This window comes from Ewingella sp. AOP8-B2-18 (genome assembly GCF_052376015.1).
Classification (GTDB): Bacteria; Pseudomonadota; Gammaproteobacteria; order Enterobacterales; family Enterobacteriaceae; genus Ewingella; species Ewingella allii.
In genome coordinates, this window is sequence record NZ_JBQSVB010000006.1 from 231,645 (window position 1) to 243,879 (window position 12,235).

Here is a 12,235-nt window from a genome sequence, read left to right on the forward strand (position 1 = left end):
ACTCGCCTTATTTGGTGGTAATTATTTTTATATAAATATAATGTGGTGAAAATAATTACCAAAACAACCTAACGCGGAGTTATCTCATGTCGATCTTCAATGGTTCAGGCGGTGGAACTTGGTTTGAAAGGGCGCAGAAATTTGGCAAGTCTTTCATGTTGCCTATCGCGATTTTGCCAGCGGCGGGTTTGCTGTTGGGGATTGGCGGGGCGCTCTCGAACCCCAATACCCTGACGGCATACCCGTTTCTGAATATTCCGGCGCTACAGGCCATCTTTACCGTGATGGCCAGCGCGGGCTCCATTGTTTTTGCCAATCTTGCGGTGCTGTTTGCCGTCGGAGTCGCGGTTGGGCTGGCGCGAAGTGACAAGGGAACCGCAGGGCTATCCGCGCTGCTCGGCTATTTAGTCATGAACGCTACTATTAATGCCATTTTGATCCTCAAGGGGCAGTTGGCGGCCAGCAATCTCAGTGCGTCGGGGCAGGGAATGGCGTTGGGCATACAGACTCTGGAAACGGGCGTTTTTGGCGGCGTGGTGATTGGATTAGTCACCTGGCTGCTGCATAGCCGCTATAACAAAATTCAACTGCCGCAATTCCTCGGATTTTTCGGCGGCTCGCGCTTTGTGCCTATTATTACTTCGGTGGCGGCAATTGTTGTCGGGGCGCTGATGTTCTTCATCTGGCCTCATTTCCAAAAAGTAATTTTTGGCATGGGCGGGCTGGTGGATGCCACGGGGTATTTGGGCACCTTTATCTACGGTTTTGTCTTGCGCATGCTCGGGCCTTTCGGCCTGCATCATATCTTTTATCTGCCTTTTTGGACCACAGCACTGGGCGGCAGTGAGGTGGTAAACGGGCATCTGGTGGAGGGAACCCAGCGTATCTTCTTTGCCCAGTTGGCCGATCCTTCAACTCAGCATTTTTACGTCGGCACGTCGCGTTTTATGTCCGGGCGTTTCATTACCATGATGTTTGGTCTGGTGGGGGCCTGTCTGGCGATGTACCACACCGCGCGGCCTGAAAATAAAAAGAAAGTGGCCGGTCTGCTGCTTTCTGCGGCGCTAACTTCTTTCCTCACCGGTATCACTGAGCCGATTGAATTCTCATTCCTGTTTGTCGCGCCGATGCTGTACGTGCTGCACGCGGTGTTTGACGGGCTGGCTTTCATGATTGCCCATATTCTGCATATCACCATTGGTCAGACATTCTCTGGTGGCTTCATCGACTTCCTCCTTTTCGGGGTTCTACAGGGCGAAGGCAAAACCAATTGGATGTACGTGCCATTGGTGGGTGTGCCTTGGTTTGCTCTCTACTACTTCTCTTTCCGCTATCTGATCACCCGTTTCAACTTTAAAACGCCAGGTCGAGATGACGCGGAAGTAGAACAAGCCAGCATCACCACCGACCGTGCCGGGCTGATCATTGAAGCATTGGGCGGTGCTAGCAATATTGCCGAGCTGGACTGCTGCGCAACACGTCTGCGGATAAGCGTGCATCAGGCCAACATGGTGAATGAAAGCCAGTTGAAGTCGAGTGGCGCGAGGGCGGTACTGATTCGTGGGAATGGGATTCAGGTCATTTATGGGCCACATGTCACGGTGATTAAAAACGAAATTGAGGAGATGTTGGGAGTATGAATCAGTCAATGTTAGCGGCCATAAAAGGAAAACTGGTGGTGTCCTGTCAGGCACTGGACGATGAACCCTTACACAGCGATTTCATCATGAGCCGCATGGCGCTGGCCGCCATGCAGGGCGGGGCTGCGGGGATCCGCGCCAATAGTGTTGTAGATGTGCAGGCGATTCGCGCCACCGTGACTCTGCCGGTCATTGGCATTATCAAGCGCGATTATCCCGACAGCGAAGTCTATATCACCGCCACAATGCAAGAGGTTGACGAGCTGATGACCGCAGGTCCGCAAATGATCGCGCTCGATGCCACCTTGCATCGACGTCCGGGGGAGTTGCAGTTGGCGGCCTTAGTGCAGCAGATTCGGCAGAAATATCCCTCTTTGTTGCTGATGGCCGACATCGCTAGCGTCGAAGAGGCGGTCAATGCCGAGAGCTTAGGCTTTGACTGCATTGGCACCACTTTACACGGGTATACCCCTAAAACCGCGGGCTGCAAGCTGTGGCAAGATGACTTCGCCTTTTTGCGCCAGGTGCTCGCACAGTGTAGCGCTCCTATCATCGCCGAAGGCAATGTGGACACGCCTGAAATGGCCGCGCGCTGCCTGACACTGGGGGCGCATTCCGTGGTTGTGGGCGGTGCCATCACCCGGCCTCAACAGATCACTCAACGCTTCACCGAGGCCATCAATCACCTTTACTGACAAATCTGCTTGGGTCGAAGTTTGGAACAGCGTGCACTATCTGTGATAATGCGCGCTGATTTTTTAGAGATGATTGAGAAAACCATGCAGTACCCGATTAATGAAATGTTCGAAACCCTGCAAGGGGAAGGTTATTTTACCGGCGTGCCGGCTATCTTTATTCGCCTGCAGGGCTGCCCGGTGGGCTGTAGCTGGTGCGACACCAAACATACCTGGGACAAAATCGCCGATCGGGAAGTCGACGTACAACGCATTTTGGTGAAGACCGAAGAGAGTGACGCCTGGGGTAACGCCACGGCAGAGCAACTGCACGAGATTATTCTTCAGCAGGGCTATACGGCGCGTCACGTGGTGATCACCGGCGGAGAGCCGTGCATTTACGATTTAATGCCGCTCACCACGCTCCTGGAAAAAAATGGTTTTAGCTGCCAGATAGAAACCAGCGGGACCCATGAGGTGCGCTGCTCGGTGAATACTTGGGTGACGGTGTCGCCAAAGGTGAACATGCGCGGCGGCTATGACATTCTGCCGCAGGCCTTGAAACGGGCTGATGAAGTGAAGCATCCGGTGGCGCGTCAGCGCGATATTGATGCCTTGGAAGCGTTACTGGCGACATTGACCGACGAAAAAGCGCGCATCATCGCTTTGCAGCCCATCAGTCAAAAAGAAGAAGCCACCAAATTGTGCATTGCGACCTGCATTGCAAAAAATTGGCGGCTGTCGATGCAGACCCACAAATACCTAAATATCGCTTAGCCTTTATAGACGCAGCCCGCGGTGCAAGTCTCTTTGACGCGTACGGCGGAAAGCAGGGGCAGCTTAGGCTTCATCTCATTCCAGATCCACTCGGCCAGCACTTCACTGGTCGGGTTCTCTAAGCCCGGAATATCGTTGAGATTATAGTGGTCGAGACGGTCCAATGTCGGGGCGAATGCCGCTTTAAGATCAGCAAAATCCATTACCCAACCCGTATGCGGATCCACTTCACCGGTGATTTCTAATCTTACCGAGAAAGAGTGCCCGTGCAGGCGGCCGCATTTGTGGCCTGCTGGAACGTGAGGTAAATGGTGCGCGGCTTCGAACTGAAAATCTTTAAAGAGTGTGGTGGTCATGGTGCTGTCTCGTTGCTCAAAAAACGCGGCATAGTAACGGAAATCCGGCGTTCGCGCCACGAAATCCACGGTACATAGCTGTACAAGGCGTTACCAACCACTGCTTTACTCAGCCTGATTTACTGACTTAAAGTGGCAGCAGTGAGACTAACCTATTGAGTGTTTGCATGATTACTGTGCTGCGTTTGGCCATATTGTCGGTGCTATTCACGGCGAGCGTCGGTGCGGAAACGCTCCCCCAGCCAGCCGCGCCTGCTTCCACCGATGCCAAGTCTACGGACTCAAAGCCTGCGGAATCAGAGGCTGCTGGCCCTAAGCCTGCTGACATCAAACCTGCTCAAACTGAGCCGAAAACCGCCAAGCCTGCCGTTGCTGCTAAACCTGTTGCCCTGACCTTCCCGACGGGCGCGGGCAGTTTACATATTCTGGTGGCGCAGGGGAAAAAGACGCTGGACGTTTTCACCTATCAACCCGAGGGTGCTGATGCCACAACGCCTATCGTGATGGTGATGACTGAAGGCGATCGTAACGCCGTCAATGCGCGCAATGAATGGATCACCATGGCGAACCAGTACCATTTGCGCGTGGTGGTGCCAAAGTTCAGCGAGCAGGACTTCCCCGGCGCGGCGGGTTATAACCTTGGCAATCTGGTTGATCCCAAAACCCATCGCAAGCTGCCCGCGTCGCAATGGACTTTCACGCTGGTCGATTCGCTGTTCAGCCAGTTGCAGAAGCAGGGCGTCACCAGCCAGTCGCAGTTCTATCTTTTCGGCAACAGCGCCGGATGCCAGTTTGTTCACCGTATGCTGACGCTATTGCCGCAGCCGCAAGTGAAAGCCGCCGTCTGTGCCGCGCCGACGTGGTGGACCTTGCCGGATACCGACCAGCGCTGGCCTTATGGCCTGCGCGAGTCGCCGGTGAGCGTCAACCAGCAGCAGCTCGCCAGCTATTTTGCCAAGCCGATGCTGATTGCCGTCGGCAGTGAAGATGATAATCCTGAAACGCGCGCGCAGCGTTTGTCCAAGCAGGTGATGGCACAGGGGAGCAACCGCCTTGATCGCGCCGAGAGCTATTTCACCACCTCACAGCAGCGCGCCGAGCAGAACAACACGCCGTTTAACTGGCACTTTGTCGATTTGCCGGACACCGGCCACAGCAGCAGTAAAATGTCGGTCTTTGCTGCCGGGCAGTTCGCCTGGTTCGAAGAACATGGTCAGTTCCATCTATAAAACCTGCTGCTGATAAAGTATTTTCACCCCGCTCCGGCGGGGTTTTTCTTTATATAACAAACTGTTTTGCCTAGTCGGATAAATGTCTGTCGATTTTCATAGCTATTTCAGTAAGATAAAAAATCACTACTTACCACTTTTAGTGGTTATTGCTATCTCTAAAACCACTTAGTCATTTTGGTTATTTAATATTTCCATCACTTCTTTAATTGTTATCATCAGCCTCGTTAACCTTACAAACTGCAGCCTCCGTCGCTTTTCTACGTGGGGTGATTTACGGTCTTTCTTGTGCACGAAGGCCGGATTGATGACTGGCTTATGCATAAGGGAATTCGTACCGCGATGACGACTCAGGCTCCTCCAACTTCTATCTTGCCTCTTTCACCAGAGCAACTGGCTAAGCTCCAGTTTGCCATTGGTGAATACTCACCAACGCAGCTGGCATGGCTATCTGGCTATTTCTGGGGAATGGTGAATCAACAGCCGGGCGCTGTTCCGGCAGCTGCACCTGCGCCCGCCGCGGCCGCTATTACCCTGATTTCCGCTTCCCAGACCGGCAATGCCCGTCGTTTGGCCGAGCAGGTGCGCGATGACCTGATCGCCGCAAAACTGAACGTCAATCTGGTTAACGCCGGTGATTACAAGTTCAAACAAATCGGCCAAGAAAAGCTGCTGCTGATTGTTGCCTCCACTCAGGGGGAAGGTGAGCAGGCCGAAGAGGCCGTCGCCCTGCATAAATTCCTGCAATCGAAGAAAGCGCCACAGATGAAAGATACGGCGTTTGCCGTGTTTGCACTGGGCGATACTTCCTATGAATTCTTCTGTCAGGCCGGTAAAGATTTTGATAACCGCCTTGGCGAGCTGGGCGCAGAGCGCCTGTTAGATCGCGTGGACGCTGACGTTGAATATCAGGCCCAGGCCGAAGAGTGGCGCAAACGCATTGTTGAAGTGCTGAAGCAGCGCGTTCCCGCAGAGGCGACGGCGCAGCCCGCCGCGACTCTGGCTGGCGCGGTCAACCAAGTTGACAGCAGCCCCTATACTAAAGAAGAGCCACTGACCGCTTTGCTGTCGGTAAACCAGAAAATTACCGGGCGCAATTCGGATAAAGACGTGCGCCATATCGAGATTGATCTGGGTGATTCTGGCCTGCGCTACCAGCCGGGCGACGCCTTAGGCATCTGGTTCGAAAACGATCCGGCCTTGGTCAAAGAAGTGGTTGAACTGCTCTGGCTGAAAGGCGATGAGTCGGTTGAAGTTAACGGCAAAACGCTAGCGCTGAGCGAAGCGTTGCAGCATCACATCGAGCTGACCCAAAACACCACGCCCATCGTCGAGAAATACGCCGCAGCGTGCCGTGATGAGCAGCTGAACGCGCTACTGGCCGACAAGCATGCCTTGCAGCAGTTCGCGCAAAACACGCCGTTCGTCGACATGGTGCGTCAGGCGCCGACCGAGCTGGATGCCCAGCAGTTGGTTGATTTGCTGCGCCCGCTGACGCCGCGTCTCTACTCCATCGCCTCCTCTCAGGCCGAGAATGAGTCCGAAGTGCATATCACCGTCGGCGCCGTGCGCTACGAAATCGACGGCCGCGCCCGCACCGGCGGTGCATCGGGCTATCTGGCTGACCGTCTGCAAGAAGATGGTGAAGTTCGCGTATTCATCGAGCATAACGACAATTTCCGCCTGCCAGCTAACCCGGATGCGCCAGTGATTATGATTGGCCCGGGCACCGGCATCGCGCCATTCCGCGCCTTTATGCAGCAGCGCGAAAACGACGGCGCCGGGGGTAAAAACTGGCTGTTCTTCGGCAACCCGCACTTCACCGAGGACTTCCTATATCAGGTTGAATGGCAGCGCTACGTCAAAGACGGCTTACTGACCCACATTTCTCTGGCTTGGTCGCGCGATCAGGCTGAAAAGGTCTACGTTCAAGACAAGCTGCGCGAAAACGCCGCCGAAGTCTGGCGCTGGCTGCAAGAGGGCGCGCACGTCTATGTCTGCGGCGATGCCAACCGTATGGCGAAAGACGTCGAGCAAGCGCTGTTGGAAATTATCTCCCAGCAGGGGTCGATGGACCTGGAAACCGCCGACGAATTTTTAAGTGAATTGCGTATGGACCGCCGTTATCAGCGCGACGTCTACTAATAAAATTTAAGCAATGAGTGAGCACTTATGAGCAATAAGTTGTGGAGTGAACAGAATCCCGGTCCTGGCCCGTTAATCGTTGATGCGCCGCTGGTTGATGCTGAACGTCTTAAAAAGGAAAGCAATTTCCTGCGCGGAACCATTACTGAAGATTTGCAAGATGGCCTGACCGGCGGCTTCAACGGCGACAACTTCCTGTTGATCCGCTTCCACGGCATGTACCAGCAGGATGACCGCGATATCCGTGCCGAACGCGCCGAGCAGAAGCTGGAGCCGCGCCACGCGATGATGCTGCGCTGCCGCCTGCCGGGCGGCGTGATGACGCCAGACCAGTGGCTGGGCATTGATAAATTCGCTGAAGAGAGCACACTGTACGGCAGTATTCGTATTACTAACCGTCAAACTTTCCAGTTCCACGGTATCCTCAAACCTAACGTAAAACCGGTTCACCAGCTGCTGAATAAGCTAGGTCTGGACGCGCTGGCGACCGCCAACGACGTTAACCGCAACGTGCTGTGTACCTCGAACCCGGTGGAGTCAGAGCTGCATCAGGAAGCCTACCAGTGGGCGAAGAAGATCTCCGAACACCTGCTGCCGCGCACCCGCGCTTACGCCGAGGTGTGGCTGGATCAAGAGAAAGTCGAAACCACGGATGAAGAGCCGATCCTTGGCCCAACCTATCTGCCGCGTAAATTCAAAACTACGGTGGTGATCCCGCCGCAAAACGATGTCGATCTTCACGCCAATGATCTGAACTTCGTGGCGATCGCCGATAACGGCAAGCTGGTTGGCTTCAACGTGCTGGTCGGCGGCGGCCTGTCTATCGCCCACGGCGACAAGGCAACTTACGCCCGCACCGCCAGCGAACTGGGCTTTATTCCGCTGGATAAAACCTTGGCCGTGGCCGAAGCGGTAGTGACCACGCAGCGCGACTGGGGCAACCGTACCAACCGTAAAAATGCTAAAACCAAATACACCCTTGAGCGCGTTGGCGTGGAAGTGTTCCGCGACGAAGTGGCCAAGCGAGCAGGGATCGAATTCGAAGCAGTTCGCCCTTATGAATTCACCGGACGCGGCGATCGCATCGGCTGGGTGAAGGGGATCGACAAGCAGTGGCACCTGACGCTGTTTATCGAAAACGGCCGTATTCTGGATTATCCGGGCAAGCCGCTAAAAACCGGTCTGGCAGAAATCGCTAAGATCCACAAAGGGGATTTCAGGCTTACTGCTAACCAGAACCTGATCGTCGCCGGTGTCTCGGAAAAAGATAAAGACGCGATCGAAACGCTGGCCCGCAACCATGGCCTGATCGACGACAGCGTCACCGAGCAGCGCAAAAACTCCATGGCCTGCGTCTCATACCCGACCTGTCCGCTGGCGATGGCCGAAGCCGAACGCTTCTTGCCAGAGTTTGTCACCAAAGTGGAAGGCATCATGCACCAGCATGGGGTGGGCAAAGAGCACATTGTCCTGCGTGTGACGGGTTGCCCTAACGGCTGCGGCCGTGCGCTGCTGGCTGAAATCGGTTTGGTGGGTAAAGCCATGAACCGTTACAACCTGCACCTTGGCGGTAACCGTGAAGGGACGCGTATTCCAAGAATGTATCGGGAGAACATCTCTGATACTGACATTCTGGCGATTATCGACGAGCTGGTCGGCCGCTGGGCGAAAGAGCGTGAAAACGATGAAGGCTTTGGTGATTACGTGATCCGCGCTGGGATTATTCGCCCAGTGCTGGATCCGGCCCGCGACTTCTACGACTAACGCTGCTGTAACGTGAAGAATGGAGAGTTTATGAGTTTGCTCACTCTTGCTGAACTGAATGAAATGCCGAAATCAGGTCAGGCCCTGGCATTGGCGGAAACCAATGCCCAGCTTGAAAAACTGTCGGCACAGGATCGTGTCATCTGGGCACTAGAGAATTTGCCGGGCGAATTCGCGCTCTCCTCAAGTTTTGGCATTCAGGCTGCGGTCTGTTTGCATCTGGTGACTCGCCAGCAGGCGGATATCCCGGTGATCCTCACTGACACCGGCTACCTGTTCCCCGAGACTTACCAGTTCATCGATCAACTCACCGAACAGTTGAAGCTGAACTTGCAAGTGTTCCGCGCAGCCGAAAGCCCGGCGTGGCAAGAAGCGCGTTATGGCAAGCTTTGGGAGCAGGGCGTCGAAGGCATTGAGCGTTACAACAACATCAATAAAGTGGAGCCGATGAACCGCGCTTTGGCGACGCTGGGCGCGCAAACGTGGTTTGCTGGTCTGCGCCGTGAACAGTCTGGCAGCCGCGCCAATCTGCCGGTGTTAGCCGTGCAGCGCGGCGTGTTCAAAATCCTGCCGATCATCGATTGGGATAACCGCCAAGTGTTCCAGTACCTCAAAGAGCACGGCCTCAGCTATCACCCGCTGTGGGATCAGGGCTACCTGTCGGTTGGCGATACCCACACCACCAAGAAGTGGGAAGAGGGCATGAGCGAAGAGGAAACCCGTTTCTTTGGGCTTAAACGCGAGTGCGGCTTACACGAATAAATCCCTGTCATACTTCGAGCCAGAGGTGCGTCGGCTTGCCGCGTTACTTGGCCTATTTCCAGCCAAGCCCCTAAGGGGGCCGCTGCAAGCAGATTTGTCCTCTGACTCGAATTATTTAAGGGATGGCGTTACCGCCTTGTAAAGCATCAGCCGGTTTTGCCAGCTCTTTCAGCAGCGGCAGTAAAATTCTCACGCTATCTTTCGAGCGTTTGTCTATCCGGCCTGGCAGGACGCGGTCGAGATACTGTAAGTTATCCAACTGGCCCTGATGGCGCGACGTGCCCTGCGGGAAATGCGCGCTGATTGCCCGCTGCTGCTGGCCGTCTTTCTTGCCCAACGCATAATCCGTGGCCGTCACCATTAATAATGGAATATGCGCGTCGTCCAGCGCCTGCATGCCATTACAGCAATCCTTTCCACTGTATGCTTCGGCGGCAATACCTGCGTGACGCGCCAGCGCCACGGCGCGGTCGCGTGTCAGCTTAGTGACGGCCTGAGAGGTATTTTTGCCACTCTTGAAGTAGAGCTTATCGCCAACAATCAGCGAATCGAGATTGACCACCAGCAGGGTGTTTAACTTCTCCTCCGGCGACATGCGCTGCACATAGTCTGCGGCACCCTGTGCGCCCGTCTCTTCGGCACTAAGCGCTACGAAGCGCAAGCTGTAGTGGGTTGGCTCCTTACTGAGTCGTTCGGCCAGCTCCAGCATCACACCGACGCCTGACGCATTATCATCAACCCCCTGCAGGGTAAGACCGCCCAAATTATGGTCGGAGTCGGCGTCGCTTTGTGGCAAATAAGTATCAAAGTGCGCCATCACGACAATCTGCTGAGGCACGATACCGGCGCGGGCGGCGATCACGGAGGTCGAATGCACATCATGCCAGCTCTGCTTGCCATCCCGGCTGGTGTAGAGATAACGCGTATCAAAGCCGCGAAGATCACTCTGATAGCCGAGTTTGGCAAAATACTGTTGCAGGTAATCTGCGGCGATTAACTCCGCCGGACTACCGGCCATGCGGCCCGGAAAATAGGTGGCGATATGGCGAGTTTGTTCGGCAGCAATTTTACCGAGGGCGGGCGCGGCAACCTGCTGCACGGCCGCGTGCGTAAAACCGGCACAGCCCAGGCCAAAGGCCAGTAGCGCCAGTTTCATGCGAGAAAGGGATAGCATGGACAAAAAATCCTTATTCGTGGGTCAAAGACCGGAAAGCTTTCAATCGGGCAGGCCGCGTTATGCGGTCATTATTGCGCAATAGTATGCGATTGTGACGGCAATTAGACAATTTCCCCTTATCTCAAATGGCTCTTTTTGTTGCATCTTTCTGCGTCTGGAAAGTGAGGTTGGCGAATCTATATTCCATTTGGTAACTATTCATTCCATTTCGTCATTTCAATTCAATAATTGCCACCACGTATAGTCTTGTTATTACTCTTCGCTATCAAAAAGGCCGTTGTGGACTATCTACCAATATTTGCCGACCTAAGACAACGTCCTGTATTGGTCGTCGGCGGCGGCGAAATCGCAGCACGCAAAATAGACCTTCTGCTGCGTGCTGGCGCTGCTGTCCGCATTGTCGCGCTGTCACTCTCCTCAGAACTTGAGCATCGTCTCCAGCAGTCGCAAGTCAGCTGGCTGGCGAAGCAATTTGAGCCACAGCAGTTGGATGACGTGTTTCTGGTGATTGCTGCCACCGACGACGCCGAGCTGAATGCCGAGGTGTTTGAGCAGGCCAATCGCCGCCAGCTGCTGGCCAACGTGGTCGATGACCAGCCGAAGTGCTCCTTTATCTTCCCTTCCATCGTCGACCGTTCGCCGATTGTGGTGGCTATTTCATCCAGCGGCACGGCCCCGGTGCTGGCGCGCATGCTGCGGGAAAAGCTGGAAACGCTGTTACCGACCAGTTTGGGCAAGATGGCTGAGATTGCTGGCAGTTTCCGCGACCGCGTGAAGCAGCGCTTCACCTCAATGACGGCACGCCGTCGCTTTTGGGAGCAGACCTTTGATGGTCGCTTTGCCTCGCTGGTGACTGCGGGACAGATTCCAGAAGCTGAGCAAGTGTTGCAACAACAGTTAGATAATCCGGAATCCATCGCGAGAAACGGTGAAGTGACGCTGGTCGGCGCGGGGCCGGGTGATGCAGGATTACTGACATTACGCGGCTTGCAGGTGATGCAGCAGGCAGACGTGGTGTTGTATGACCATTTGGTCAGTGACGAGATTTTAGATTTGGTGCGCCGAGACGCCGACCGTATTTGCGTCGGCAAGCGCGCTGGCAGCCACTCGGTGGCGCAGGAAGAGACAAACCGCATGCTGGTCGAACTGGCGCAGCAGGGCAAAAAAGTGGTGCGCCTTAAAGGCGGCGACCCGTTTATTTTTGGTCGCGGCGGTGAAGAGCTACAGGCCGTTTCGGCGGCGGGCATCCCTTTCCAAGTGGTGCCGGGCGTGACGGCAGCCGCCGGGGCGACGGCCTACGCGGGGATCCCTCTGACCCACCGCGATTACGCGCAGAGCGTGATGTTTATTACCGGCCACTCCCGTCCCGATGGGAATGGCATGCAGTGGGAAACGCTGGCGAAGGGCAACCAAACGCTGGCCATTTATATGGGCACGGTGAAGGCGGCAGAAATCAGCCAGCAGCTTATCGCTCATGGCCGCGCGGCGAGTACGCCGGTGGCTGTCATTGGCCGTGGTACGCGGGTCGATCAGCAGGTGCTGACCGGCACGCTCGACAACTTAGAACTCTTGGCTCAACAGGCACCATCACCCGCATTACTGGTTATCGGCGAAGTGGTCGCACTTCACGATAAGCTCGCCTGGTTTGGGCATCAACCACAGACTGACGACGCAGTTCGCCCGTCGGTCGTGAATTTGGCTTAAGGATCTG

At 55.1% G+C, this 12,235-nt stretch carries 10 protein-coding genes; 8 read left to right on the forward strand and 2 right to left on the reverse strand.

Annotated features, from left to right (window positions below; all coding sequences use genetic code 11):
- The first annotated feature begins 86 nt into the window (after positions 1-86).
- From ACT3RR_RS14185 to queE, 3 genes are all read left to right on the forward strand, one after another.
- Complete coding sequence (locus ACT3RR_RS14185) at positions 87-1,640, forward strand: PTS transporter subunit EIIC (RefSeq protein WP_353501054.1); 1,554 nt, start codon at positions 87-89, stop codon at positions 1,638-1,640.
- Complete coding sequence (locus tag ACT3RR_RS14190; RefSeq protein ID WP_496200544.1) at positions 1,637-2,335, forward strand: N-acetylmannosamine-6-phosphate 2-epimerase; 699 nt, start codon at positions 1,637-1,639, stop codon at positions 2,333-2,335. The genes ACT3RR_RS14185 and ACT3RR_RS14190 overlap by 4 nt, the downstream gene beginning before the upstream one ends.
- An 84-nt stretch (positions 2,336-2,419) precedes the next feature.
- Positions 2,420-3,091 (forward strand): 7-carboxy-7-deazaguanine synthase QueE, encoded by a 672-nt coding sequence (queE, locus tag ACT3RR_RS14195; protein ID WP_353503903.1) that lies wholly within the window; start codon positions 2,420-2,422, stop codon positions 3,089-3,091.
- Here queE and queD read toward each other — a convergent pair.
- Entirely contained in the window at positions 3,088-3,447 is a 360-nt protein-coding gene (gene queD, locus ACT3RR_RS14200) for a 6-carboxytetrahydropterin synthase QueD (RefSeq protein ID WP_353501056.1), read from the reverse strand. The two genes, queE and queD, sit on opposite strands and share 4 nt — an antisense overlap.
- A 167-nt stretch (positions 3,448-3,614) precedes the next feature.
- Between queD and ACT3RR_RS14205 the strand changes: the two genes are divergently transcribed.
- From ACT3RR_RS14205 to ACT3RR_RS14220, 4 genes are all read left to right on the forward strand, one after another.
- Positions 3,615-4,676 carry a hypothetical protein gene (locus ACT3RR_RS14205; RefSeq protein WP_496200545.1) on the forward strand — a complete coding sequence of 354 codons (1,062 nt, stop codon included), beginning with the start codon at positions 3,615-3,617 and terminating at the stop codon, positions 4,674-4,676.
- A gap of 342 nt (positions 4,677-5,018) precedes the next feature.
- A complete protein-coding gene (gene cysJ / locus ACT3RR_RS14210) occupies positions 5,019-6,821 on the forward strand; it encodes an NADPH-dependent assimilatory sulfite reductase flavoprotein subunit (protein ID WP_496200561.1) in 1,803 nt (600 codons plus the stop codon).
- A 27-nt stretch (positions 6,822-6,848) separates the two neighbouring features.
- On the forward strand, positions 6,849-8,585 hold the full coding sequence (gene cysI, locus ACT3RR_RS14215; protein ID WP_353501058.1) for an assimilatory sulfite reductase (NADPH) hemoprotein subunit: 1,737 nt from the start codon (positions 6,849-6,851) through the stop codon (positions 8,583-8,585).
- Between the two features lie 30 nt (positions 8,586-8,615).
- Positions 8,616-9,347 carry a phosphoadenylyl-sulfate reductase gene (locus tag ACT3RR_RS14220; protein ID WP_034787438.1) on the forward strand — a complete coding sequence of 244 codons (732 nt, stop codon included), beginning with the start codon at positions 8,616-8,618 and terminating at the stop codon, positions 9,345-9,347.
- Between the two features lie 115 nt (positions 9,348-9,462).
- On the opposite strand, the gene ACT3RR_RS14225 is transcribed toward ACT3RR_RS14220, so the two are convergent.
- A complete protein-coding gene (locus ACT3RR_RS14225) occupies positions 9,463-10,521 on the reverse strand; it encodes an aminopeptidase (protein WP_496200546.1) in 1,059 nt (352 codons plus the stop codon).
- A gap of 282 nt (positions 10,522-10,803) precedes the next feature.
- Between ACT3RR_RS14225 and cysG the strand changes: the two genes are divergently transcribed.
- Positions 10,804-12,228 (forward strand): siroheme synthase CysG, encoded by a 1,425-nt coding sequence (gene cysG / locus ACT3RR_RS14230; protein ID WP_485903131.1) that lies wholly within the window; start codon positions 10,804-10,806, stop codon positions 12,226-12,228.
- The last annotated feature ends 7 nt before the right edge of the window (positions 12,229-12,235 follow it).

Coding starts and splice junctions, on each gene's coding strand:
- ACT3RR_RS14205 (WP_496200545.1), top strand. CDS start 3,615: ATGATTACTGTGCTGCGTTTGGCCATATTGTCGGTGCTATTCACGGCG.
- ACT3RR_RS14225 (WP_496200546.1), bottom strand. CDS start 10,521: ATGCTATCCCTTTCTCGCATGAAACTGGCGCTACTGGCCTTTGGCCTG.
- ACT3RR_RS14220 (WP_034787438.1), top strand. CDS start 8,616: ATGAGTTTGCTCACTCTTGCTGAACTGAATGAAATGCCGAAATCAGGT.
- queD (WP_353501056.1), bottom strand. CDS start 3,447: ATGACCACCACACTCTTTAAAGATTTTCAGTTCGAAGCCGCGCACCAT.
- ACT3RR_RS14185 (WP_353501054.1), top strand. CDS start 87: ATGTCGATCTTCAATGGTTCAGGCGGTGGAACTTGGTTTGAAAGGGCG.
- queE (WP_353503903.1), top strand. CDS start 2,420: ATGCAGTACCCGATTAATGAAATGTTCGAAACCCTGCAAGGGGAAGGT.
- cysJ (WP_496200561.1), top strand. CDS start 5,019: ATGACGACTCAGGCTCCTCCAACTTCTATCTTGCCTCTTTCACCAGAG.
- ACT3RR_RS14190 (WP_496200544.1), top strand. CDS start 1,637: ATGAATCAGTCAATGTTAGCGGCCATAAAAGGAAAACTGGTGGTGTCC.
- cysI (WP_353501058.1), top strand. CDS start 6,849: ATGAGCAATAAGTTGTGGAGTGAACAGAATCCCGGTCCTGGCCCGTTA.